23 protein-coding genes are annotated in these 26,349 nt (G+C 38.1%); 18 read left to right on the top strand and 5 right to left on the bottom strand.

The window, feature by feature from the left end; genetic code table 11:
• The first annotated feature begins 9 nt into the window (after window positions 1-9).
• The 3 genes from FA727_RS07170 to FA727_RS07160 all read left to right on the top strand — a co-directional run bounded on the left by FA727_RS07170 (window position 10) and on the right by FA727_RS07160 (window position 3,113).
• Window positions 10-456, top strand: coding sequence for a branched-chain amino acid aminotransferase (locus tag FA727_RS07170; protein ID WP_136830223.1), 447 nt, complete (start codon window positions 10-12; stop codon window positions 454-456).
• Window positions 457-539: 83 nt separating this feature from the next.
• A complete protein-coding gene (locus FA727_RS07165; RefSeq protein WP_246041736.1) occupies window positions 540-1,460 on the top strand; it encodes a CBASS cGAMP-activated phospholipase in 921 nt (306 codons plus the stop codon).
• 117 nt (window positions 1,461-1,577) lie between these two features.
• Window positions 1,578-3,113, top strand: a complete 1,536-nt coding sequence (locus tag FA727_RS07160; protein WP_246041734.1) for a class I adenylate-forming enzyme family protein — start codon at window positions 1,578-1,580, stop codon at window positions 3,111-3,113.
• A gap of 353 nt (window positions 3,114-3,466) precedes the next feature.
• On the opposite strand, the gene mraY is transcribed toward FA727_RS07160, so the two are convergent.
• The 3 genes from mraY to FA727_RS07150 all read right to left on the bottom strand — a co-directional run bounded on the left by mraY (window position 3,467) and on the right by FA727_RS07150 (window position 5,255).
• The gene (mraY, locus tag FA727_RS07155) at window positions 3,467-4,423 is read right to left on the bottom strand and encodes a phospho-N-acetylmuramoyl-pentapeptide-transferase (RefSeq protein WP_136830220.1); all 957 of its coding nucleotides are present in this window, start codon (window positions 4,421-4,423) and stop codon (window positions 3,467-3,469) included.
• Between the two features lie 306 nt (window positions 4,424-4,729).
• Window positions 4,730-4,879 carry a hypothetical protein gene (locus FA727_RS24360; protein WP_170209242.1) on the bottom strand — a complete coding sequence of 50 codons (150 nt, stop codon included), beginning with the start codon at window positions 4,877-4,879 and terminating at the stop codon, window positions 4,730-4,732.
• Between the two features lie 169 nt (window positions 4,880-5,048).
• Window positions 5,049-5,255 (bottom strand): DUF2187 family protein, encoded by a 207-nt coding sequence (locus FA727_RS07150; RefSeq protein ID WP_158318813.1) that lies wholly within the window; start codon window positions 5,253-5,255, stop codon window positions 5,049-5,051.
• Window positions 5,256-5,432: 177 nt separating this feature from the next.
• Here FA727_RS07150 and FA727_RS07145 point away from each other — a divergent pair, with 177 nt between their 5' ends.
• From FA727_RS07145 to FA727_RS07075, 15 genes are all read left to right on the top strand, one after another.
• A complete protein-coding gene (locus tag FA727_RS07145) occupies window positions 5,433-6,104 on the top strand; it encodes a TetR/AcrR family transcriptional regulator (RefSeq protein ID WP_246041732.1) in 672 nt (223 codons plus the stop codon).
• 2 nt (window positions 6,105-6,106) lie between these two features.
• Window positions 6,107-6,847, top strand: a complete 741-nt coding sequence (locus FA727_RS07140; RefSeq protein ID WP_136830218.1) for a GTP pyrophosphokinase — start codon at window positions 6,107-6,109, stop codon at window positions 6,845-6,847.
• A 281-nt stretch (window positions 6,848-7,128) separates the two neighbouring features.
• Window positions 7,129-9,042, top strand: a complete 1,914-nt coding sequence (gene glgB / locus FA727_RS07135; RefSeq protein ID WP_136830217.1) for a 1,4-alpha-glucan branching protein GlgB — start codon at window positions 7,129-7,131, stop codon at window positions 9,040-9,042.
• A 224-nt stretch (window positions 9,043-9,266) separates the two neighbouring features.
• Window positions 9,267-10,556, top strand: a complete 1,290-nt coding sequence (locus FA727_RS07130) for a glucose-1-phosphate adenylyltransferase (protein ID WP_136830216.1) — start codon at window positions 9,267-9,269, stop codon at window positions 10,554-10,556.
• The gene (gene glgD, locus FA727_RS07125) at window positions 10,553-11,671 is read left to right on the top strand and encodes a glucose-1-phosphate adenylyltransferase subunit GlgD (RefSeq protein ID WP_136830215.1); all 1,119 of its coding nucleotides are present in this window, start codon (window positions 10,553-10,555) and stop codon (window positions 11,669-11,671) included. The genes FA727_RS07130 and glgD overlap by 4 nt, the downstream gene beginning before the upstream one ends.
• Before the next feature lie 36 nt (window positions 11,672-11,707).
• Window positions 11,708-13,324, top strand: a complete 1,617-nt coding sequence (glgA, locus tag FA727_RS07120; RefSeq protein ID WP_246041730.1) for a glycogen synthase GlgA — start codon at window positions 11,708-11,710, stop codon at window positions 13,322-13,324.
• 175 nt (window positions 13,325-13,499) lie between these two features.
• Window positions 13,500-15,923 (top strand): glycogen/starch/alpha-glucan phosphorylase, encoded by a 2,424-nt coding sequence (locus tag FA727_RS07115; protein WP_136830214.1) that lies wholly within the window; start codon window positions 13,500-13,502, stop codon window positions 15,921-15,923.
• Window positions 15,924-15,935: 12 nt separating this feature from the next.
• Window positions 15,936-17,777 carry an alpha-amylase family glycosyl hydrolase gene (locus FA727_RS07110; protein ID WP_136830213.1) on the top strand — a complete coding sequence of 614 codons (1,842 nt, stop codon included), beginning with the start codon at window positions 15,936-15,938 and terminating at the stop codon, window positions 17,775-17,777.
• A 137-nt stretch (window positions 17,778-17,914) separates the two neighbouring features.
• Window positions 17,915-18,967 carry a Delta(5) desaturase DesA gene (gene desA / locus FA727_RS07105; protein WP_136830212.1) on the top strand — a complete coding sequence of 351 codons (1,053 nt, stop codon included), beginning with the start codon at window positions 17,915-17,917 and terminating at the stop codon, window positions 18,965-18,967.
• Between the two features lie 80 nt (window positions 18,968-19,047).
• On the top strand, window positions 19,048-20,184 hold the full coding sequence (locus tag FA727_RS07100; protein WP_136830211.1) for a sensor histidine kinase: 1,137 nt from the start codon (window positions 19,048-19,050) through the stop codon (window positions 20,182-20,184).
• Window positions 20,177-20,776, top strand: a complete 600-nt coding sequence (locus tag FA727_RS07095) for a response regulator transcription factor (protein ID WP_136830210.1) — start codon at window positions 20,177-20,179, stop codon at window positions 20,774-20,776. Before FA727_RS07100 ends, FA727_RS07095 begins: the two co-directional genes overlap by 8 nt.
• Before the next feature lie 74 nt (window positions 20,777-20,850).
• Window positions 20,851-21,099 (top strand): hypothetical protein, encoded by a 249-nt coding sequence (locus FA727_RS07090; RefSeq protein ID WP_136830209.1) that lies wholly within the window; start codon window positions 20,851-20,853, stop codon window positions 21,097-21,099.
• Between the two features lie 207 nt (window positions 21,100-21,306).
• On the top strand, window positions 21,307-22,455 hold the full coding sequence (locus tag FA727_RS07085) for a thiolase family protein (protein WP_136830208.1): 1,149 nt from the start codon (window positions 21,307-21,309) through the stop codon (window positions 22,453-22,455).
• 65 nt (window positions 22,456-22,520) lie between these two features.
• On the top strand, window positions 22,521-23,291 hold the full coding sequence (locus FA727_RS07080; protein ID WP_136830207.1) for a 3-hydroxyacyl-CoA dehydrogenase: 771 nt from the start codon (window positions 22,521-22,523) through the stop codon (window positions 23,289-23,291).
• Between the two features lie 112 nt (window positions 23,292-23,403).
• Window positions 23,404-24,774: an aldehyde dehydrogenase gene (locus tag FA727_RS07075; protein WP_136830206.1), complete on the top strand. Its 1,371-nt coding sequence runs from the start codon at window positions 23,404-23,406 to the stop codon at window positions 24,772-24,774.
• A gap of 20 nt (window positions 24,775-24,794) precedes the next feature.
• Here FA727_RS07075 and FA727_RS24910 read toward each other — a convergent pair whose 3' ends face one another.
• Entirely contained in the window at window positions 24,795-25,244 is a 450-nt protein-coding gene (locus tag FA727_RS24910; protein ID WP_281280860.1) for a CBO0543 family protein, read from the bottom strand.
• Window positions 25,171-26,310: a DUF2515 domain-containing protein gene (locus FA727_RS07065; protein WP_136830205.1), complete on the bottom strand. Its 1,140-nt coding sequence runs from the start codon at window positions 26,308-26,310 to the stop codon at window positions 25,171-25,173. Before FA727_RS07065 ends, FA727_RS24910 begins: the two co-directional genes overlap by 74 nt.
• Window positions 26,311-26,349: the final 39 nt, after the last annotated feature.

Genomic DNA, 26,349 nt, shown 5'->3' with positions numbered 1-26,349 from the left:
GTATCTTAAATGGAAGCTAATCAAGTATATATTGAGCGCTGTGATAAGGAAACAGAAAATCTATTAGCGGAAGAAGGACAAGCTTTTTTAAGCAATCCAATTGATTATTTACTTTCTCATAAAAATGAGTTTGTTTATATCGAGGCTACGCCATTTAACGAAATCGGGGTAGATGCGTTATCGATTGAGATAGACGATATCTTCGGAATGTACGATGTGATGCTAGGATTAAAGCTTCCAAAAAAGCTTGAGCCATCTATTAAAGCTTTTCTTAACCAAGAATTGCAGGGAGAAGACATTAAATTTGATTTAATGTTTGATCAAAATGATGGCTTATGGAATGTCAATTTCACGCTTAACTTTCTACCAGATTTTCGTGAAAGTATGACTTTTCAAGAGGCATTCACAAGTATTTATGAGTTTTTGGCAAAGTTAGTGAAGGAAGTAAAACAATAATCGTTGTGGACATGGTCGCTAGCCATGTCTTTTTGTTTCAACGTCATTTCATGCCATAATAAAGAAAATGGTATGTAGAGTTGGTGACGAATGTGAAGATTTTATGCATGGATGGTGGGGGCATTAGGGGTGTTTTTGCAGTTGCTATTTTAGCGGCGATCGAAGAAGAGATGGGCGAACCAATCAGTAATGCTTTTGATATCGTGGCAGGTACTAGTACAGGTTCGATTATTGCAGCAGCAGTAGCCGTGAAAAGAAAAATGAGCGACCTCCTCGAAGACTATAAGAAGTACGGGGAGAAAATTTTTCTACGCCAGGCAAAAGTAGGCTTATTTAAAACCGTCTATAGTGATCGGTATTTAAGACGCTTTTTTCAAAAAGCATTTGGTGACCTAACCCTAGCAGAAGTTGAAAAGCCATTGCTCATTCCGGCCGTGGATTTAACTCACGGAAATCCTTATGTTCATCGCTCAAATTTCGGCCAAGCGGAACATGAAAATGATTTATCGATAAAGGTTTGGGACGCTGTATTATCCTCTTGTTCCGCTCCTGTTTATTTTCCGCCAAACAATATGGGGAATAAGTTCTTATCCATTGATGGGGGACTTTGGGCAAATAACCCGTCACTTGTTGGAATTACAGAGGCAATGCATCATTTCAAAGAAAGGATTGAAAACATCCAAATTTTATCGATTGGGACCGGTAAGCAAAAAATCGATTTCACTGATGATGGGGAAACAAGCTGGGGAGTGAAACAGTGGCTCCCATTTCATCTTCCGAGCATGAAAGTTACACCAAAGCTACTTGATTTGGCACTTCATCTATCTTCAGAGTCCGTTTCTTATCAATGCGAACATCTACTCGGTTCAAACTATTTGAGGATAAATGAAGACCTCTGGGATGAAATTCCCTTTGATGAAGTGAAGTATATGGAACAACTAATCCAAACTGCATCTATTTGTATAGAAGGAAATAAGGATAGAATTCTCCAATTTATGAAGTAAAACCGCTAATTTTTAGTGTTAGCGGTTTTTATCATGATTCAAGTGTAGTAGAATGTAAATAGAATTATAAATCAGAATATTCTTACATAAGATTTATAAAAGAATCGGAAGGAGCGGATGAAAGTGCTATTAAAAGATTTGCTTGAGACAAATATTGACAAGCATGGGGAGTATCCGTTTTTATTCTTCAAAGATCATTCCTACACAAGTACGGAAACGAGAGTATTCTCCGAACAATTCGCAAATGGCTTAATTGAAATGGGCATCGAAAAAGGGGATCGAGTCATCGTATGTATGCCGAATTGTCCAGAAGTTTTATTTGCCTATCAAGGTATCACAAGAGCTGGTGCTGTTATTGTTCCAGTTATGTTTATGCTACATCCACGTGAAATTCATTTTATTGCTCGTAATTCTGGAGCCAAGGCGATTATTACCTCGTCACATATTTTACAGCATGTTGACATGGCATTAGAAGGATTATCTTCGAAACCAACTGTCATTGTTGTTGATGTAGCAACAAATGAAAAGGCTTACAATTTTTATGATGTGATGAAAAAACATACATCTGTAGAACGTGAACTAGCTGAAGGGCTTGATGAGAATGATGCAGCCATCATCCTTTATACGTCTGGAACAACAGGGAATCCAAAGGGAGTCGTACTTACTCATAAAAATCTTTTCTCCAATGCAGCTAATTCGTGTGAACATAGTAAAACAGAGCAAGGAACAACACTTGGAGTTTTACCCCTCGCACATGTGTATGGATTAACGATTTCTAATATTTGTTATTTGACGGGAAGCTCGATTGTTATTTTTCCAAAATTCGACTTGAATGAAGTGTTTGCAGCAATTGAAAAATATCAGGTTAAGAGCTTTTCAGCAGTCCCCGCCATGATTCATGCAATGCTTTCCTTTCCGAAGGCAGACGATTATGATATATCTTGCCTTGAGTCGGTTAGCTCAGGGTCAGCCCCACTCCCAGTAGCTTTAATACATGGATTTAAGCAAAAATTTGGAGCGGATGTGCAAGAGGGTTATGGACTTTCAGAAGCAGCCCCGATCGTTACTGCTCATGGAAAAGGAGCTACAATTAAACCAGGCTCTGTTGGTACACCAATTCCCGGTGTTGAAATTCGGATCGTGAATGAAGAAGGAGTTGAGCTTCCACGAGGTGAAGTTGGGGAATTAATTGTTCGAGGTGCTAATGTGACATCTGGATATTTTCAAAATGAAGAGGAAACGAATCGAGTTTTGAAGGATGGCTGGTTATTTACAGGCGACATGGGTCGTATGGATGAAGATGACTATTTATATATTGTTGACCGGAAGAAAGATTTAATTATTCGCGGTGGTTTCAATTTATATCCACGGGATGTAGAGGAAATTCTTAATACCCATAAAGGAGTATCAGAGGTTGCGGTCATTGGAATACCAGACGAGAGAATGGGAGAAGAAATGGTAGCTTGCGTGGTAAGAAAGCAGGACTCAGATGTAACCGAACAGGAATTAATCGCTTTTTGCCAAGAGCGTCTTGCTAAGCATAAAACCCCAAGAAAAGTTCTCTTTTTAGAATCCTTACCAAGAAACGGGGTCGGAAAAATCCTCAAGACCCACCTACGACAAACAGCTGCTGATTTAGATTCTGTTAAATAGATAGGTTTCTAGAATCTGAAATAACAATATAAAGAAAGTGCTAAATCGAATCTAGGTTTAGCGCTTTTATGTTTGTAAAGTACCAACTTAAAACGATTTTCAAATCGAAAAGCATATAATCATAAATAATTTTGAAAATATGCCTTAATGTAGCACCCCAAGAAGCGCACTTTTTTATAATATTGAAAAGGAGTTCGATGACAAAATGGAGATCATCGCCATTTATTTAGTTTTTGGGGTATTTATTATTTCAGGTATTTATGCGATTGCAGATTTTCGACCTTGGTATATTTTTTCTACTTTGTACGTTGCCTGGTTTCCTCTAATATGCGTTGGAATGATTTTAACTTTATTCATGGATTTAGAAGAAGTTTCCAATAAGTTAAACAGACAAAAACACAAATCCAAGAAATAAATCCAAAAACTGAGACAATTGTAGTTTCTGACCAACCGTACTTTAAGCCAAAGTGATAGTGAATGGGTGTCATTCTAAAAATACGCTTATGAGTAAGTTTAAATGACGAAACTTGTAAAATGACCGAAAGTTCTTCTGCAAAGTACACAAAGAACAAAATGGGGATTAAAATTTCCACTTTCTCAATAACTGCAAGAAATGAAAGCGATCCCCCAATGGCTAATGATCCTGTATCCCCCATAAAGGCTTTTGCAGGATATATATTGTAAATGAGAAAGCCGAGTAAACATCCAATCATAATTAAACAGAAAAGTTGCACCTCTGAGCTGTCAGAAACGATAAAAAAGAAAAAGTATGAAGGGATTGCAACAACTCCTAAAAGACCATCTAACCCATCCGTAAAATTTATGGCATTTGCAGAACCTACAACAAATAACGTGATCACAATTATATATAGCATTATTGGAAGATCTAAAGAAATATCTTTATAAATGTGAATACTGGTATCTATGCCTAATTCGTGGATTACGTAAAAAAGTAAAGCTCCAGTGAAAATAAATTGAAAAATAAGTTTGGTACGACTTGAGACACCTAATGGGTCCTGGCGGGAAGCTTTCCAAAAATCGTCCAAAAAGCCAACAAAACTAAAAAGAATGTATGTAATAAATAAGAAATACATTAATGGAGTAGGTGAGAAAAGGAGTGATATTATAATTCCTACAAAAAGAATAATTCCAAACATTAACGGAGTCCCTTTTTTTAACTGATGATCTGAAGGAAGTTCTTTTCTTATCGGTTGAATCAACTTAAGCTTTCTCAAAACAGCTATTAGTACGGGGGATAAAATTGAAACAGCAACAAAAGCAATTACTGCTGGAATTATTTGATTACTCACGTGTCATTTACTCCTTCTCTCTTTAACTATAATATTAATTTCTATAAAGAGCATTCGATTCCTCTATTTATTCAAGGTTATGTTTTATATGTTTATGCATCTAAATGGGGAGGTTGTTCAATTGGCGTCCCTTTTTTTAAAAATAAAAGGGGAATTTAGTTGAAAGTTTTACATATCCGCCGAGAAGGCTTAAGGACTCCCCCTCGGAAAGCGTTCGCCTGTAGTGGAAATCAACCATTACATAAACAAACAAAAAGAGGAGTCCCAAGCTTTTGGGACATCCTCTTTTCAGATCTATTCGTAAATTCATTGACTTTTTAAATCAGTAATTGGTAATGTAATAACTTTGCCACCGATTTGCACATGAACGGTGTCGTTAAAAATAGCTTTCACTAATCCTTTTAAGGAAATCTGTGAATCAACTTTTAAATTTTTGTTTTCAGGGGTTTTTGTCATGTTTTTTCACCCTCCAGAAATTAAGTTAATTAAGCACTATTAACATCAGAAAAATAATTATTAATATTATATAGCAGAAGTTTAAAAATGATCAAATAAAACATCTGAAATTTGAAGAGAATGTTTGTTGACCCATTTAAAAACAAGCCGTTAATAACTTAAAGGTTTCTTATTTTAAGGAATTAGACGCTAAAACAATGTAGTGCTTATGCGATACAACAGTCAATGGAGTCTCTAATTTCAAGTAATTCGCATCTGTATCATTCAACTTTACGATAACGCTTTCTTCACGGATACGAGTAACTTCTCCAATAAACTGTTCTCCGTTTCTAGAAAATTGTATTCTATCCCCTAAACTTGCCTTCTGTGAATTCAATTGCAAGACGACTCCTCAAACTAACAGAATAGAGCTCATGTTCATCCGACCATTATACAAGGGGTGTTAGAAGATAATGTATCAAATAAACATGAACCATAGTTCAAGTATTACATGAGCGAAATAGAGTGTCAACAAAAACGTGAACTCTAGTTCATTTTTTATTCCTGTGATATAATGATTTACGAGGTGACGATGATGACTGAAATGGACGAGACGCAATTGATTGGTTCGCTGCCAATCATTCCGAAGCAGGCTCGAGCACATGAAAAGAGAGATGCCTTATTAAAAAGTGGCCGTACCTTATTTATTGAAAAAGGATATGACCAAACGAACGCAAAGGAAATTGCTCAACATGCAGGTGTTGCAACAGGCACCTTTTATCGATATTTTTCAGATAAAAGACAACTTCTTATGTCCATACTCGAGGACAAGCTCGAAAGCTTACTACCACCAGAGCCACTTTGGAGTAACGTTAATCCAGAGGAATATCTTTCGTCACTATTGGAAGACCATTTTAATCGCTTGAAAGAAAAAGGCATTCATCGTGTTCTACCAGAGTTGCTTCACCGTGACCCTGAACTTGCGAAGGTATTAGTAAATGCGAAAAGAAATATCGTTGCACGGATTCATCAGGGGCTTGAAAAAGCAAAAGAGCAAGGGTTTACTTGGGAAGATTTAAACCTAGAAACTGTTTCATGGACGGTTATGTCGATACTTGAAAAATTACCCGAAATGTACACTGAAATTGGAACTCAACCAAATTTCGGTGAATTAGCGAAGATTATTTGCAGACTTGTGTTTCCTCCCGAAAAAATCGATGTTATTAGTAATTTGAAAAACAACTAGAGATGAGTGAAAGTATGGATATTCAAGAACTGAAGAATTTAAAGACGGAATTAACAAGATTCATGATGGCTTATAAATTTGCATTAGACGAAATGAATACGAAGATTAATATCTTAAAAGAGGAATTTCAATACATTCATGAATATAACCCAATTGAGCATGTTTCTTCTCGGGTAAAATCACCGGATGGCATTTTAAAAAAGGTGATGAGAAAAGGGCATGAACTATCATTAGCGTCAATTAGAGAACAAGTTAAAGATATTGCGGGGATTCGCATAACATGTTCTTTTATATCTGATATATATGAAATAAGTGAGATGTTAAAGAAACAAAAAGATGTAAAAATCCTAAATTGTAAGGATTATATTCAAAATCCAAAGCCAAACGGCTATCAAAGCCTTCATTTGATCGTTGAGATCCCGATTTTTATGTCAGACCGTGAAGAGCATATACCGGTAGAAATACAAATAAGAACGATTGCGATGGATTTTTGGGCAAGTCTTGAGCATAAAATATTTTATAAATATAACAAAGCTGTACCTGACCATTTGATAACAGAGTTAAAGGAAGCAGCCATCACGGCAGGGGAGCTTGATCGAAAAATGGAGCGACTCCATAAGGAAATGATAACGATCAAGCAACTAGATAATGAAAATACAACTAAAAAATTATTATTAGGGATAGACGAGGAAACATTTAATCTCCCTACGTATCTTTTAGAATCTTTAACAAAAAAAGTATAATGTAAGATGTAAAGCACAAGAGGCATTTTGAAAAATTCGAATGCCTTTTGTGCTTTTTTGTTAGGTATATTGATTTCTTTGTAAGAATTTCTTACTAATTTTACAAAAAATTAATAGATCAATGGTAAAATAATATACATTATATGGAATAGCATTATTGGTGGATTATTTTTACACGTATTTGTTAAAATTTAACAAGTTCGTACGATTTACTTAGTCTATCAGTAATTTTTCTTTAATATACTCGGGTGATAAAAGTATTTGTAGAAGGGATGGATTAGATGCAGCAATATAAGGAGGATATGTCTGTAGCAAAATACTTGTTTCACCACGGAAAAAACTTCAGAGCTTATGATTATTTAGGTTCTCATTTTTCTGAATATAAAGAAAAGTGTGGATATGTATTTAGAGTATGGGCCCCAAATGCAAGTGCAGTTTCTATTGTTGGAGATTTTAATCATTGGGACCCTCAGTCGCACCCCATGGTCAAAGAAACGAACGAGGGAATATGGGAGCTTTTTGTGGAAGGGTTAGAAGAGTTCTCCTTATACAAATATGCGGTGACCACGAAGGACGGTCGGGTGCTTTTTAAAGCTGACCCTTATGCGGTTTATAGTGAAACAAAGGAGAAAACGGCCTCTTATACGTATCGATTTGCTGACAAATTTACATGGACTGACTATGATTGGCAAATGGTTAAAGAGAAGCAGAATATTTATGAGAGTCCATTGAATATATATGAGGTACATTTAGGGTCGTGGAGAAAAACGGCTGACGACGGGTACCTGAACTATCGTGCGATTGCGAACGAACTGATTCCTTATGTGAAAAAGATGGGGTATACCCATATTGAACTTTTGCCACTTGCTGAGCATCCGTTCGACGGATCTTGGGGGTATCAGGTTTGCGGCTATTATAGTGTTACTTCGCGATTTGGGAAACCTGAGGACTTCATGTATTTCGTCAATTTAGCTCACGAACATGGGATAGGCGTCATCATGGATTGGGTTCCTGCTCATTTTCCAAAGGATGCCCACGGATTATATGAATTCGATGGTCAGCCTTTGTATGAATATAAAGATCCGTTAAAACAGGAGCATAAGCAGTGGGGAACGCGAATTTTTGACTTTGGTAGAAAAGAAGTTCAGGCTTTCCTCATTTCAAATGCAATCTTTTTTATGGAAAAATATCATATTGATGGTCTCCGAGTGGATGCAGTTGCCTCCATGATTTACTTGAATTACAACAGAGAAAGTGGTGAATGGAGGCCAAATGCTTACGGAGGCGAAGGAAATCTTGAAGCGATTGACTTCATAAGAACATTGAATCATACCGTATTAACCAATTTTCCTCATACTTTAATGATAGCGGAAGAATCGACCGCATGGCCAGGCGTGACACTTCCTCCTTCCCATAATGGATTAGGTTTCAATTACAAATGGAATATGGGTTGGATGAATGATGTCTTATCATATATGGAAGTTGACCCCATTGCACGCCAGTATCATCATGGTAAACTTACTTTTCCAATTGTCTATGCTTGTGACGAAAACTTCATCTTACCGATTTCCCATGACGAGGTCGTTCATGGAAAACGTTCCTTGTTAGATAAAATGCCAGGGGACTACCACGATAAATTTGCAGGCGTACGTAGCTTTCTCCTCTATATGCTCAGTCATCCTGGTAAAAAACTTATGTTCATGGGCTGTGAAATCGGTCAATTCATTGAATGGAATTACAAAAAAGAGCTTGAATGGTTCCTCTTAAAATATGAATCTCATAAGAAGTTGCAAACCTTTTTTAGTCATGCGAACCATTTTTATTTACAAAACCGTCCGCTATGGGAATTAGATTGCTCCGGCGATGGATTCAAATGGATTTGCCATTCAGACCATACAAGAAATATACTCTCCTTCCGACGAATGGATAAAGCGCAAAATGAATTAGTGATCGTTGTGAACTTTTCTCCGGTCCTATGGGAGGATTACTACGTTGGTGTACCAGAGAAAGGTCAATATAAAGAAATATTCAATACAGACTTAAAGAAATTCGGTGGTTCAGGGATACGTAATCGCAAGCTACTTGGAACAACAGATGAACCGATGCATGAGCTCGACCAATACATTTCAATAACTTTACCACCTTTAACAACACTTGTGATTCAACACACAGAGCAAAAAAGCGTGAGAATTTAAAGAAAGTATTCAATTGAGGCTGTTTTCGTAAAGACTGTTGTTAAAATCCTACTGCCGATTTTAACGTAGAAATAATCAGTTGGTGCATTCTAGCTAGATTGCAAGCTCTTTTCTCATTGATTTACGATTCAGTTATCACTGAAAACAAAGATTACTTTATTGATTTTTTGCTCCAAAAGCAACAAAGTTTGAGAAAAGAGCCTTAATTAAAGGGGGAGCTGAAGATGTTTCGGAAGAAAAAATGTGTAGCGATGTTACTAGCAGGTGGTCAAGGAAGTAGATTGCATGTATTGACGAAGCAAATTGCAAAACCGGCCGTCCATTTTGGTGGGAAGTACCGAATTATTGATTTTACTTTATCGAATTGCATTAATTCTGGCATTGATACTGTTGGAGTTTTAACTCAATATCAACCATTAGAATTAAATGATTATATTGATAATGGGGAACCTTGGGATTTGGACCGGTCTCATGGAGGTGTTCACATCCTTCCTCCGTATCAACAAGTAAAAGGTGGAGATTGGTACAAAGGGACAGCAAATGCAATCTATCAAAATATGAATTTTATCGATCGATACCAGCCTGAATATGTCATTATTCTTTCTGGTGATCATATTTATAAAATGGATTACAACAAAATGCTTGAGTACCATATTGAGAAGGATGCAGATTGCACAATTGCGGTTCTTTCGGTACCAATGGAAGAAGCGAGTCGCTTTGGCATTATGAATACGTATGAGGACGGAAGAATTTATGAGTTCGAAGAGAAGCCAAGTATTCCGAAAAGTAACAAGGCATCGATGGGTGTATACATTTTTAAAAAGGAAGCACTGTTCCGCTATTTAACGGAAGATGAAGAGGATGAGAATTCCTCAAAAGATTTTGGAAAAAATGTCATCCCAGCAATGTTGTATTCTGGCGAAAAAATGTTCGCTTACCCATTTGAAGGCTATTGGAAAGACGTGGGAACACTCCAATCATTATGGGAAGGAAATATGGATCTATTAGGGGATTGTCCAAAGCTTGATTTAAATGATCAGAAGTGGAAAATCAGTTATCGCCACTATCCTGACCACCCTCATTTTATCGGGAACGATGCTTCTGTTAGGAACAGTGTGATTGCTGAAGGCTGTGAAATTCATGGTACCGTCATAAATTCTGTTCTTTTTAGTGGAGTGACAGTTGAAGAAGGGGCTGTCATTAAAGACAGTGTTGTCATGCGAAATACATTCGTGAGCGAAGGCGCAACCGTTAATTATAGCATCGTCGACGTAGGTGTCTATGTCGGAAAGGATGCAAAAGTTGGAGAGGACCGCGGTAATGGGGGAGAGCTAACGGTTTTAGGCAGCAATGTCAAAGTAAAGGATTTTACACAAATTTCTAGCGGAGAAATTATCGATAGCAATTTGTATTTGAAGTATATCGAGAAGTCCCATTTAAAGGGCATATTAAAGGTGATCAAATCGGATGATGTCATTTATTCCAGTAGACAGGAAAGAGAGGCTATCGAATGAATGCACTAGGAATTGTATTTTCTAATATCAACGATAAACAAGTACCAGAAATCACAAAAAAACGCATCATGGCTTCCGTGCCTTTTGGTGGAAGATATCGTCTAATCGATTTTGTACTTTCCAATATGACAAACTCTGGCATTAATAATATTGGCATTGTGACAAAAAGAAACTATCAAAATTTAATGGACCATATTGGCACAGGAAAAGCATGGGATCTAGCCAGAAAAAGAGGTGGCATTCGCCTATTACAATCTTTCTCAGATGACGCTGAGGAAGTCGTTCAGATTGATAATCGTTTAGAAACATTAAAAGGGATTATGTACTATTTAGACAAAACGAATGAGAAATATGTCGTACTCTCAGACTGTGATATTGTTTGTAATATTTCCTATTCTGATATGCTAAAAGGGCACCAGGAAAATCATGCTGATGTGACGATTTTATATAAGAAAAATCAAGAAAATACGACCTGGAAAGAAAAAAGACCTGTTTTTAAACTAGATAAAAATGAACGTATTGCAAAGATTGAAAGATCGACAAATATAAAAGTTGGAGATGCTCTGTACTTAGGAACCATGATTGTACAGAAGGATTTCCTAAAAAAGCAAATTTCACTAGCCATTAATAAAGGATATACCAGCATTCTAGATTATTGGGCTGACCACACAGAGCACTTCCTCGTAAAAGGCTTCGAATTTAAAGAGTATTTCGCTTACATTGATTCACTAGAAAGCTATTTAAAAAGTAATTTAGATTTATTGAAAATGTCTGTTCGAGAGGACTTATTCCGGAAACCTTATCGTCCGATTTATACAAGTGTGAATGATTCAGCACCAACGAAGTATGGACCGTCAGCAGTTGTCGAAAATTCAATTATTGCAGATGGCTGTATTATCGATGGGACAGTGAAAAATTCGATTATTTTTCGCGGTGTGAAGATTAAGAAGTATGCGACCGTGAGCAATAGTATCGTTATGCAAGATTGTGAGATCGGGATAAATGCTACATTGAATCATATCGTCACCGACAAAAACGTTCAAATTGGTGAAAACCGAATGCTATGTGGGCATGAAACCCATCCGTTTTATATAGAAAAAGGGAGTAGGATTTAGTGCAAATATAGTCATAATGAACGGAGATGAAATTTGATGAGAAAACAAGTCATCCAACAACGGACGATCGCAGATAAAAAAGTGGAGCCAAGTGTTCCTTTAGAAATAAAAATCATGGGTAGTCATTCATCTGAAGAAAGTGCTCCACCAATAGAAGGCCCTATTTTAATCAAAAAAGAACGAGTAATCATTAATGATGAAGTTGAAGGTAATGGTAAAGGTCGGAAAATTAACATTTTGATGGCTGCTTCTGAAGGAGTACCGTTTTTTGTAACGGGTGGCTTAGGTGAGGTAATTGGAGCGTTACCAAAAGCGATTATGAAAGATAATAAAGACCGTTTTGATGTGCGCGTTGTCCTCCCTCTCTACGATTCTATTAGCCCACAAGAAAGAAATAAGATGCAGTTCTTAGGGCATTTCCATGTTGAGCTTGCCTGGAGAAAACAATATTGTGGTGTCTTCCGCACAGAAAAAGATGGGATTACTTATTACTTTATCGACAATGAGTTTTATTTTAAACGTGCGATTCCATATGGATATGATGACGATGGTGAACGATTTGCCTTTTTTAGCAAAGCAGTATTGGAAAGCATTCACGTGATGGACTTTGAACCAAATATTATTCATTGTCATGATTGGCAAACAGCGCTCATTCCAGTATATCTTCATTTCAGCTATCACCACTTACATCTAAAGTCACTCTTCACGATTCATAACATCGAATACCAAGGAAAAAATAACTTGCACATGCTAGAGGATATTATTGGATTACCTGCTGAAGCACGAAGTGTTTTGGAATATAATGGATGCGTGAACTTAATGAAAGCCGCAATTGAATGTGCTTATCATGTTAATACGGTAAGCCCTAATTATGCGAGTGAATTGAAGAATGATTACTTCGCGAAAGGATTAGCGAGAATCATCCAAAGAAATGGGCAAAAAGTTAAGGGGATTCTAAATGGGATTGATATGGATTTGTATAATCCTGAAACAGATCCAGCGATTTTTGTGAATTACAATCAACAGACGATTGAAAAGAAAAAATTGAATAAAACCGAGCTGCAGCGTCTTGTTAATTTACCAGTAGAGGAGAAGGTTCCTCTTTTTGCCATCGTTAGCAGACTCGTTACTCATAAAGGCATTGATATTGTTGCTGCCATGATGGAGAAATTGTTAAGCGAAAAGGTACAGGTCGTTATTTTAGGAATTGGCGAGCGTAAATTCGAGGACTATTTCAAATGGCTTCAAGACCAATACCAAGGAAAAGTTGCTTCCCTGATTACCTTTAATCAAGATTTAGCAAGAAAGATTTATGCTGGATCTGATTTTTTCCTCATGCCATCGAAAAGTGAGCCATGCGGATTGGCACAAATGATTGCTTCAAGATATGGAGCCGTTCCAATTGTTCATGGTGTTGGTGGCTTGCGTGATACAATTCAAGATTGCTCAAAAGGCGAAGGAAATGGGTTCGTCTTTGAACAATATAACGGGAATGATCTATTGCACTCTATCTTCAGAGGTTTAGAGACGTATAAAAACGAGCAAGATTGGAATGCATTGGTCGAATGGATCATGGGCATTGACTTTAGTTGGGGAAAATCAGCAAGAGAATATGAGAGACTCTATATGGAATTGGATAAAGTTTTAATTTAATTTTACGATTTCACCAAAAAAGTCAGTTTGGCCCTGTTCGCTTTTTCACTTACCTTCGGACATTGTAAATCGATTCAGGCGACTGGATATAGATAGAGTAATTTGAATTGGGACGATTAAATGGACACGCATAGAGCCTTGAACTTTTTAGACAGATTTGACTGGAGGTATTTCCATGCAATCCACGTTAACAAGTAAACAATTAGGCGTGCTCATTAAAAATAAATTGTCACGCCACTATGGGATTTCGGCTGAGGAAGCTGACCGGAAGCAGATGTACAAAACATGTGCAAGAGCGGTCGTTGAAATTCTTTCTGACAAACGTACAAGATATTATCAAAAATTAAAAGATCAAGAGAAAAAGAAAGTGTACTATCTTTGCATGGAATTTTTAGTAGGGCGTTCGCTAAAAAATAATCTCTATAATTTAGGTTTGGAAAAGGAATTTCGTGAGGTATTAAAGGAATGGAATTTTGACCTAGAAGAGCTTTACGAAGATGAACCTGATGCAGGGTTAGGAAATGGAGGTCTTGGACGCCTAGCTTCGTGTTTTATGGATTCACTAGCTACGATGGAATATCCTGCGATGGGATATTCGATTTGTTATGAGTACGGACTTTTTAAACAGAAAATTGTGGATGGTTGGCAAATGGAGCTTCCGGATATTTGGTTGCCTGGTGGAGACGTCTGGCTTAATCAACGAAACGATTTAGCTTTTCGCGTGAAATTTAATGGTCATGTCGAAGAAATTTGGACAAATGACGGGCTGAAGACGAATTACACGGATTATGATGAAGTCGAGGCAGTTCCATACGATATGATGATTTCAGGAGCGAACTCTGAAGGAGTGGCGATCTTAAGGTTATGGCGTGCCAGAGATGTGGATAAGTTCGATATGAAATCCTTTGCTAAAGGTGACTATAACCGAGCGATGAATGAAAAAATGAATGCTGAGCTCATCTGTAAAGTTCTGTATCCGTCAGATAATCATTTTGAAGGAAAAACCTTACGCTTACGGCAGCAATATTTTCTTGTTTCAGCGTCGATACAGAACATCATATCTGATCATCTTCAGCAATTTGGTACATTAGATAATTTTAGCGAAAAAATTGCTATTCATATTAACGACACGCATCCTGCTCTTTGTATTCCTGAGCTTATGCGAATTTTACTTGATGATTATCATTATAGCTGGGAAAATGCCTATAACATGGTGATAAGTACCGTGAGTTATACGAATCATACTGTTTTATCAGAAGCGCTTGAAACATGGCCAGAGGAGCTTATAAAACAGCAATTTCCAAGAATTTATGGAATCATTCAAGGAATGAATGAATCGTATTGTCAAGAAATGTGGAATCGTTATCCTGGTGAGTGGGGAAAAATTGAACGCATGGCGATTATTAGCCATGGTCAAATAAGAATGGCTAATTTATGTGTAATCGGATCATCCTCTGTGAATGGGGTTTCAAAGCTACATTCTGATATTTTAAAAAGTCAGGTTTTTTCTGATTTTTATCAAGCATCCTCTGAAAAATTCACCAATGTTACGAATGGGTTTGCCCATAGAAGGTGGATCTGTCAGGCAAACCCTCGTTTAACCAGATTGCTAGATGATTGCATTGGTGAAGAGTATAAAAAGGATGGGCGGAAACTAGCTGACTTCAAACGGTATTCGGACAACCGAAGTATCTTACGTCAGTTAAGGGACATTAAGTTAGCGAATAAGATTGATTTTTCAAACCTCATGGACCAAAAGGGAGTTAGCATTGATCCCCATTCGATTTTCGATGTACAAGCAAAGCGATTACACGAATACAAACGGCAGTTGCTAAATGTTCTAAAAATCATTTCTTTGTATTTGGATTTAAAAGACGATCCCAATTTGGTTATGCCTCCGCAAACTTTTCTATTTGCAGCAAAGGCAGCACCTGGCTATTATATGGCGAAGGAAGTCATACGATTAATTTGGCATTTGAGTGCGGATATTGAAAAGGATCCTGTTTTACGAGAAAAGATACGGGTTGTTTTTCTTGAAAATTACTGTGTGACGATGGCGGAAGCGTTAATGCCAGCAGCTGAGATTAGTGAACAAATCTCTCTTGCAGGTAAAGAGGCAAGTGGAACTGGAAATATGAAAATGATGGCGAATGGTGCTCTTACAATCGGGACGATGGATGGGGCGAATGTTGAGATTTTCGAAGCGGTCGGCAACGAAAATATGTTTATTTTTGGCATGAGTGCAGAGGATGTAGAGCGAAAATGGGCTGAAGGCTATGAGGCTTCTTCTTATTATCATAATAAAGAGAAGATACATAGAGTCGTCGAGAGCTTGCGTCGAGGGTTTAATGGAGAGTCATTTGACTCAATTTATCGCTACCTAATCGTAGGTGACTTTGGTGTGGGCGATCCATATATGTGTCTGGCTGATTTTGAAGATTATTTGAAGGTCCATCAGCAACTACTCGATGTCTACCTGGACCAGCATAAATGGAATCAGATGTCATTATTTAACATTGCGGGAGCCGAACGTTTTGCTGCTGATCGAAGTATTATGGATTACGCAAGAAATATATGGAACATTACACCTCTGCATTAAGGAGCTGTCAGTTTGGAAAATCGCATTTGTTCACGATTTGAGGGAGGAAATTTCCGTCATCCATCAGGAGCGGTTCCGACACATGCCTCGATTCTGTTTGAGATAGAGGTTCCTCGTTTTTATGGATTCAAAGAGGTTTCGCTTGTCGTAATAAACGATCGTACTCATCAGTACCATCGTTTGAAGATGGACTGGAAAGGGATGGAGTGCGGGCGAGATATTTATGAACTAGACATCGAGATAGATGATGTTGGACTGTATTGGTATTACTTCCAATTAGAATCGGTCACTGAGGTGCAGTATTTCGGAATGCATGATACTGGCATTTCGGAAACCGAGCCACCATCCTGGCAACTAACGGTCTATGACAAGGAATTTACAACACCAGATTGGATTAAAGGTGGTATCTTCTATCATATTTTTGTTGACCGCTTTGCACGTGTTGGGAAAACGATGCTAAAAGATGATATCTTTTTGCGCGACGACTGGGGTGGGCTCCCAACCTACAAACCAAATGAAGAGGGAGTAGTGCTTAATAATGATTTCTTTGGTGGTAATTTAAAGGGAATCATTAATAAATTGGACTATATTCATTCACTAGGAGTGACATGTCTATATTTAAGCCCTATTTTTGAGGCTTATTCGAACCATAAATACGATACGGGTGATTTTACTAAAATCGACCCGATGTTTGGGAAGTTAGCTGATTTTCATAGACTTTGTAAGGAAGCAGAAAAAAGAGGAATCCGAGTCATTTTGGATGGCGTCTTTAATCATGTTGGCTCAGATAGTGTTTATTTTAACAAAAAGGGAAGATATGAAGAGATTGGGGCTTATCAATCGAAGGCTTCCCCTTACTTTTCTTGGTTTAAATTCATCGATTACCCTGACGATTATGAAAGTTGGTGGGGAATTAAGACCTTGCCATCAGTCAATGAGGAAGAGCTCACTTATGTTGATTTTATTACAGGTAAGCATGGAGTTGCGAGTAGATGGCTAGAAGAAGGAGCATCAGGATGGAGACTCGATGTTGTGGATGAATTACCTGATCCATTCATTGAAAAAATTCGTAAAGTGATGAAAAGCTCTCAACCAGATTCCTTGTTAATTGGTGAAGTATGGGAGGATGCATCAAATAAAATAGCTTATGGACATCGGAAAAGTTATCTGTTAGGGAAACAGTTGGATAGTGTGATGAACTATCCGTTTATGAACGCTATTATTGAGTTTGTGCGAAATGGGGAAGCGGAGCAACTGGATACTGTAGTAACTAGTATTTTACAAAACTATCCAATGTGTGTCGTAGAATGCTTAATGAATATGTTGGGCACTCATGATACCCAACGTATTTTAACGGCTTTGGGAGGAAAAGACTTAAGCCACGCACCGAAAGAAGAGCAAGCGGATACATGTATGACAAAGAGTGAAAGACAAGTTGCGATTCAGCTATTAAAAATGGCTTCGCTCCTGCAAATGACATTGCCAGGTGTCCCGTGTATTTATTATGGTGATGAAGCGGGAATGGAAGGATATAATGACCCTTTTAATCGAAGATGTTTCCCTTGGGGCCATGAAGAGAGAGAGCTAGTTGAGTGGTATCAGATGTTAGGTGCAATTCGAAAAGATTGGACCGTTTTTAAAGAAGGGGAATATGAAACGATTTATAGCAAGGAACGTGTTTATCTTTTTCAGCGTACAGATGGGACAGAAAAAGTTGTCATAGGTGTGAATCGTTCAGAAGAGCCTTTCCGAATGGATGTGGAGAACGAGTACAGAGACCTTCTTGAATCAAAAACAGTTACAGGCGAATATGTTCTTCAACCAAATGGTGTCTGTTTTCTAGGAACACGATAAACTACTTCGACTCTAAGTCGGAGTTTTTTTACCTTAAGTATGACATTTATCATGTATAGCATGTGACAACTATGTCTACCATAATTTATAGCCTTTGTTATGATAAGAAAAAACGAATGACGAAGGGATGCTAATACATGATCAATCAAAAGCAAAAGCAAAAACAGCTTCGTAAAGAGATGGCCCCTTATGAGAAATCTGCTACACGCAAAAGTATCTTCCAGTTGATAAACACATTTGTCCCATTTTTTCTATTATGGGTGCTGGCATATCAAAGCTTGGACGTTTCATTAGTTCTTACGTTCTTATTGTCAATTGTTGCGGCTGGATTTCTAGTTCGCATATTCATCATTTTTCATGATTGTTGTCATTACTCATTTTTCAAAAATCGGAAAGCAAACGATATTCTAGGAACGATTACAGGGATTCTAACGTTATTTCCGTATCGTCAATGGCAGCATGATCATTCTGTTCATCACGCGACAAGCTCGAACTTGGATAAGCGAGGAACGGGTGATATTTGGATGTTAACAGTCGATGAGTATTTAGAAGCTTCAAAAATGACAAGATTAAAGTACCGATTATATCGAAATCCATTTGTTATGTTTGTTCTCGGTCCGATTTATCAATTCTTAATTATTAATCGTTTCAATCGTAAAGGTGCACGTAAAAAAGAGCGTATGAGCACGTATATAACGAATACGGCGTTCGTTGCCCTAATCGTCCTACTTGGCTTGACGGTTGGTTGGATTCCGTTGTTAGTGATTCAAGGTACGATCTTTATGGTTTCAGGCGCGGCAGGAATTTGGTTGTTCTACGTTCAACATACATTTGAAGATTCGTACTTCGAAGAGGATGAACATTGGGAATATGTTCGTGCTGCTGTAGAAGGAAGTTCTTATTACAAGTTACCGAAAATCCTCCAATGGATGACTGGAAATATTGGCTACCACCATGTACATCATTTGAGCCCAAGAATTCCAAATTATCAGCTTGCAGAGGCACATGAAAATACGCCACCGTTACAGCAAGTGCCAACGGTAACGCTTGGAACTAGTATCGCCTCGCTTAAATTCCACTTATGGGATGAGGAGGAAAAGAATTTTGTTGGCTTCAGAGCGATCAAGGAAAAAATAGCTCAAGAAAAATCGAAAAAATCAAAAGTAGGTAGTCCTGTCAAATCTTCATAATGGAAAAAGGCCGTTTCTTAACTTAGAACGGCTTTTTTATGCTAAAATTGCGAAAAAGACAATCAAAAAGGATACAAAAAATGAATATTAAAAAACAAAAAATGATGCAAAAGTTCTCAGGAATATCACCATATATATGGGCTCTTTTAAGTATCCTGCCGTTTTATTTTATTTTTCAGTCTTCGTCGACGATGGAGATTGTGACGGGAATTATACTCACTGCGCTCTTTTTTATCGTCTATCGATTTGCGTTTATTTCAAAAAGATGGTCGGTCTATTTATGGTCTATCATTTTGATTAGCATTTCGATGACCATGTCGATTCTGTTCGATTATATATATTTCGCCTTTTATATTGCCTATTACAATGGGAATATCAAAAAAAAGGCAGCGTTTATTACTTTGTATGTCGTTCACTTAGTCTTTACAACGGCAGCCATCAACTATAATTTTGTCATGCAAAAAGAATTATTTATCGAACAAATTCCTTTTGTCATTGTGATTTGGATAAGTGTCATACTCCTTCCATTTAACCTCTATAATAAAAAAAAACAAGGAATCTTAGAGGAAAAGCTAGAGGATGCAAACAAAAGAATTTCAGAGTTAGTTAAGCAAGAGGAACGTCAAAGGATTGCACGTGATCTTCATGATACTTTAGGACAAAGGCTCTCTTTAATTGGACTTAAAACGGATTTAGCGCAAAAATTAATATATAAAGATCCAGAACAAGCTAAGAATGAATTAAAAGACGTGCACCAAACAGCTAGAACAGCGTTGAGCGAGGTTCGCAAAATGGTTTCCTCAATGAGAGGGATACGCTTAAAAGAAGAATTAGTCCATGTGGACCAGCTACTTACTGCTGCTGGAATCGAACTTATTGTAGCGCAGAAAGAGCCGACAGCAAATGTTTCGTTGTTTTTAGAAAATATTTTAAGTATGTGTTTGAAAGAGACTGTTACAAATGTTGTGAAGCATAGTAAAGCTACCACCTGCCAAATCAGCATTGAACAAACAATGAACGAAGTGACGGTTACAGTGAGTGATAACGGCACCGGTTTAAAAGAAGCTGATGTGGGAAAAGGTAGCGGTTTACTCGGAATCAGGGAGAGACTTGAGTTTGTTAACGGAATGTTTGAGATTCTTGAAGGTGATGGAACAACGATCGTTATGAAAGTACCGAACGTGATGAAACGGATTGGAGGTGAGCAAGTTGATTAGAATTGTGATTGCTGAAGACCAACGGATGTTACTTGGTGCATTGGGCTCTCTGCTTAGCCTAGAGCATGACATGGAAGTGGTAGGAAAAGCTTCAAATGGTGAGGAAGCGATAGCACTCGTTCATGAGCTTAAGCCAGATATATGTATTATGGATATTGAGATGCCTGGAAAAAGTGGACTAGATGCTGCAGAGGAATTGAAGGGTCAAGGATCTGAGGTGGTTATTCTTACGACGTTTTCTCGAACTGGTTATTTTCAACGAGCATTAAAAGCAGGTGTAAAAGGGTATTTATTAAAAGATAGCCCTAGTGAAGAACTTGCGAACTCGATTCGAAATGTGATGTCAGGAAGAAGAGTGTATGCACCTGAATTAATGGATGACATGTATGCTGAAGATAATCCGCTTACCGACCGAGAGCTCGAAGTACTCGAACTTGTTGCTGATGGTAGAAACACAAAGGAGATAGCCGAAGAACTCAGTATTAAAACAGGTACTGTACGGAATTATATTTCGACTATTTTAGATAAATTAGGTGTGACGAATCGGATAGAAGCGATTACCCATTTTAAAGAAAAAGGCTGGTTTAAATAACTGGAAATATTATGTATGTTAAAAACCAATTAATGGCATACTACTCGGAAGAAACAATAAAAGGAGTTTATGCCATGACAATTGAAGTTGGAACAAAGTATCAGATATCAAAAGAAATCAAGAGCATTTACAACTCGGCCGATACATTGACGGTCACGCGACTGAATGGGGCAACCGTTCAATTTACTTTAGGAGATGGCAAGGGTTATGGTGCCATGCCAAAGCAGCATTTAGAATATTTGTTAAAACGCACGGACTTAACAGAGGTAACTAACAAGAGAATGATGTTAAAATCTGAGCAATCAGAAAAGGATATTGTGTGAGATTTACAAAAATCGGGCTCCGAACTAATTGGAGTCTTTTTTACTACTTGTTTAATTAACAGAAAATTTCTATAAAACATGTTATAATAGATGAAGATATTGCCATTTTAGTTTTATAACACAGGAGGTTGAAAGCGTTATCAAGACTATGCGTTGTTTAGAATTAATAAATATGAAGGTTACTAGAATGAAAGGGAGGCAAACAAGATGAGAGAAGTCGTGATTGTTGAGGCAGTGAGAACTCCGGTTGGAAAAAGAAAAGGATTCTTGCGCAATGAGCGTCCTGATGAGCTCGCAGCCAAGACATTGAAAGAACTTGTGAACCGTGCAGGCATTTCTCCAGAGTTAGTTGAGGATGTTATTTTGGGCTGTGTAGCTCAGGTTGAGGAACAAGGTTTGAACATAGCCCGTACTTCTGCATTAATGGCAGGGTTCCCAATTGAGGTACCAGGTACGACGATCGATCGCCAATGTGGCTCTGGACAACAAGCGGTACATTTTGCATCACAAGCGATTTTAAGTGGTGATATGGACATCGTGATTGCTGGTGGTGTGGAAAGCATGACACGGATTCCAATGGGCTCAACTCGAAAAAATTCAAGCTGGAGTGAAGTGTTGACTTCGCGTTATGAGATGATTCATCAAGGCTTGTCTGCTGAGCGAATTGCGGAAAAATGGGAGCTGACTAGACAAGAACTCGATCAGTTCTCGTTCGAAAGTCATCGCAGAGCAATTAGAGCACAAGATGAGGGCCGCTTTGACAGGGAGATTATGCCATTAGAAGTAACGCTTGAGGACGGTACAAAAATGGTCGTTACTCAGGATGAAGGTCCAAGAAGAGGAACATCCTTAGAAAAGCTTGCAACACTAAAACCAGCATTTACTGAGGATGGGAAAATTCATGCAGGAAATGCAAGTCAAATGAGTGATGGTGCTGCTGCTATTTTATTAATGTCACGAGAGAAGGCAGAAGAGCTTGGACTTAAACCTAGATTTAGAGTGGTTGCCCGAACAGTTGTTGGTTCTGACCCAACGTTAATGCTTACGGGCCCAATCGAAGCAACGAAACGTGTGTTAAATAGAGCAGGACTTACGATTCGTGACATGGATACTTATGAAGTGAATGAAGCGTTTGCACCAGTTCCGATGGTGTGGCAAAGAGAATTAGACGCTGACCCTGAAAAGCTTAATCCGAATGGAGGAGCTATCGCATTAGGTCATCCGCTCGGTGCGAGTGGTGCTCGTGTAATGATTACAATGATGAGCGAGCTAGAGAGAATCGGTGGTCGATATGGACTTCAAGCCATTTGCGAAGGTGGCGGAATGGCGAACGCTACGATTATTGAAAGACTATAATTCTATTGATATAGCAAATGGCTCATCCTCGAGGTGGGCCATTCGCTAAGGGAGGAGGATGTGTAATGGATCTACAGAATACAGTAGCGATCGTGACAGGGGGAGCATCTGGGCTAGGTGAGGCAACTGTTACCCGAATAGTTGAAAAAGGTGGATTTGCGACCATTCTAGATTTATCAGAGGAAAAAGCAGCTACACTAGTAGAAAAGCTAGGCTCTGACCGAGTTCTCTTTGTTAAAACAAATGTCACGAATGAAGAGGAAGTTCAGTCTGCAATTAATCAAACCATTGAAAAGTTTGGCGCTGTTCATGTATTGGTTAATTGTGCGGGGATAGGCCTTGGCGAAAGAGTTGTGGGTAAAGAGAAGCCACATGACCTCGATCGTTTCGCAAAAGTAATCCACGTGAATTTAATTGGGACATTTAATGTCATTCGATTGGTCGCTGAAAAAATGATTTCAAATATGCCGAATGCTGAAGGTGAACGTGGTGTAATCATTAACACAGCATCTGCCGCAGCTTATGAAGGACAAATTGGACAAGCGGCATACAGTGCGTCTAAAGGTGGAATTGTTGGGATGACTCTGCCTATAGCACGCGAATTAGCCAAATATGGCATCCGTAATATGACGATTGCACCAGGACTTATTGATACACCGTTGTTTGCCGGACTACCTGATACAGCCCGCCAAGCTTTAGGGGCTATGGTGCCGTTCCCATCAAGACTAGGTTATCCTTCTGAGTATGCCATGCTAGCAACAAGTATTATAGAAAATCCAATGCTTAATGGAGATACGATTCGCCTCGACGGGGCAATTAGAATGCAACCCCAATAATAAAGTCCGTTTTTAACTGCTTTTCAAAATAAATATTCGTCATGATTGTAATTGATTGCAACTTTTTCATCATAGAATTATGATCAAGACAAAATCATTTTAGGAGAATCATATGGAGAGCTACGGATTATTAGTTGAGAAACAAAGAGACTTTTTTCATACGGATCAGACAAAAGAGATTTCGTTTAGAATTCAAGCACTTGAAACGCTCCGTAAAGCGATAAAGAATGGGGAACAAGAGTTAATTGAGAGCTTGAAGCAAGATTTAAACAAATCGGAATTTGATGCCTATTCAACAGAAATCGGAATTGTGTTAGAAGAGATTCGCTTTACGTTAAAACATCTTTCTAAATGGGCGAAGCCAAGAAGAGTGAAAACACCTGTGACCCACATCGGTTCGAAGAGCTATATTTTTCCGGAGCCATACGGCGTTACCCTTATTATCGCTCCTTGGAATTATCCATTTCAATTAGCCATCGCCCCATTAATTGGTGCGATTGCAGCGGGGAACTGTGCTGTATTAAAACCTTCAGAACTGACGCCAAAGACTTCGAATTTGATGGCAAAACTGCTCAAAGAAAATTTCCCTGAAGAGTTCATCACGGTCATAGAAGGTGGAGTCGAGACAAGCGAGGCGCTTTTGAAAGAAAAATTCGATTATATCTTTTTTACAGGAAGTGTCCCCGTTGGGAAAATTATTATGGAAGCAGCCTCAAAACACCTAACGCCGGTTACTCTAGAGTTAGGTGGAAAAAGTCCTTGCATCGTTCATGAAGATGCCAATATTAGGATTGCGGCGAAAAGAATCGCTTGGGGCAAATTTATGAATGCTGGTCAAACATGTATTGCACCAGATTACTTGTTTGTCCATCAAAATATTAAGGATGAATTCTTGTCACAGTTGAAAGCTACGGTTGCTGAACTCTATGGAGATTCTCCATTAGAGAATGAAAATTTTACGAAGATTGTTAGCGAAAGACATTTTAATCGTCTTCAAAGCTTTTTGAACAATGGCACGGTGTTTGTAGGTGGGGGAAGTTTACCTGAACAGTTAAAGATTGAGCCAACAGTTTTAACTGATATTTCGTGGGATGATGCAGTCATGGAGGACGAAATATTTGGTCCAATTCTTCCTGTTCTTGAATACAACAATATGGGTGAAATTATCGATGAAATTAATAAGCATCCAAAACCACTTGCACTCTATTTGTTTACTGAAAGTGAGCTTGTCCAGTCTTCTGTATTGAATCGCGTCTCATTTGGTGGAGGATGTATTAATGACACGGTGTATCACATCACGAGTCCCTATTTGCCATTTGGTGGAGTTGGGAGCAGTGGCACTGGGGCCTATCATGGAAAAGGCAGCTTTGATACATTTTCCCATGAGAAAAGTGTCTTAAAGCAAACGACTTTATTTGATATCCCACTACGATATCCTAATTTTAAAGATGGCTTGAAATATATCAAATTGTTTTTTAAGTAAATTGTAAGTCTCTCTAGTTTTCAGGGAGACTTTTTTTTCACCCATTGATAAAAAGAATAGATAAAATACATGAATACGCTATATCCAAAAAAGGAGTAGGAATGCTTCCATGCCGAACTATGAATAAAGAATCCTATGTCTTCTGCAACCCTTTCAAGTATTGATGCTAGAAGACCTGATAAAAAGATAAAGAGAAAAGTGTTCCTTTCAGTTAGCTTGTCAGAAATGTAGAGAAAAAGGAGTACGACGAGAGGTAGAATAATTAAGGTAAATACGATATTTACTGAAAAAATGGAGGGATACGGTCTATACGGGAAAGCATATACCCCTTTTCCGACAAAATACAGATCTAAATACGTTCCAATGAGGGAAGCCAATAGCACGACTGGTAAAATGTTAATCCAAAATCGATACGGCCTTTTTTGCAATGGCAGCGAGTTCAAGTTTTTCGAGTGTTTTACAGTATTCATTTCTAATCTCCCCGTCTATGTCTTCTTTTGTTTCTAACAAATAATAGATGACTTTCCAATTCTTAAACCAATCACCTTCTTCTGCAGGTTTTTGTATTCTATTTTTCCACGCTGTTGTGAGCTGAGGGCTATAGAGCCGTTGTGACCCAGGAAGCAATTCGCAATCTTTGAATCTTCGTTTCCACACGGTACCAGGTACTGCTTCCTCCACCTCATTGAAAATGGCTGGCCAGTAATCTTTTCTCGAACCAGTATGTGGAGTCGAAACGGCCCATTGTAAAATTTTCTCTTTACGCTCTTCAGCACCGAACAAAATTTGATAGAGACGTTTACCAAGCATGATCCGTTCATGGAGCCTTTCAAATTGGTGAAGTGTTTCACCTACTAAACTTATATGTTTCCCTGTTTCAAAAGGAAAGAGTATATGATTCATAGAAAGGATGTCCTGAAGGAGAAATTCCATCGAATCAAAAACTTCTTTCTTAAAAGTTGGGTGTCGAACCACACGATTTTCTAAATAGCTTTGTTCATTAATGACAAGAGCAATAGCTAACAGATAAGAATCGTGATGCTTCCAAAAGTCATTCCAGATGGTTTCCATGAAGACGGATACATGAAAAAACGGTAGTAGATGAAATAGGTTCTGCCCTTTCCGGATACTTTCTTCATAGAGGAGAAATTGGGGATAGGCATCTTGAAAGATCAGCCAATTTCCTCTTTCAAGAAATGCAAAAAAGCTTTCACGCTCCTTTTTTGAGAGTAACCTAGATAAAAGACCACCTTTTAAATCCGTCATATTCCAACCACCATTACGTGAAACCATATGGCCCAAAAAGGCCCAATGAATTTCAGGGTGTTTAACGTAAAAGTCTAAATAAGCTTTCGTACGCGTTACATTATTTTTATTTAATTGCCTTGTTTGCTGTTGAATATTTTCGACTAACCTTTTCTCATCTAAGCTTACAGGCCTGTCTATCCAATTTTTTTGGTTTTTATTTTTCAATTCATTCTTAATGATGGCTAAAGATATCGGTAAGGCTGTGGTCTTTTTGATGAATTTGCACAAGTGCTCACTCCTCCTTAGGCGAATGCTTTAGAAAAAAGC

Origin of the sequence: Robertmurraya kyonggiensis (assembly GCF_005116465.1) — a bacterium.
Lineage (GTDB): Bacteria > Bacillota > Bacilli > Bacillales > Cytobacillaceae > Robertmurraya > Robertmurraya kyonggiensis.
Note: the sequence above shows the minus strand (reverse complement) of the source record. Positions and strands in the feature narration are given on the sequence as shown.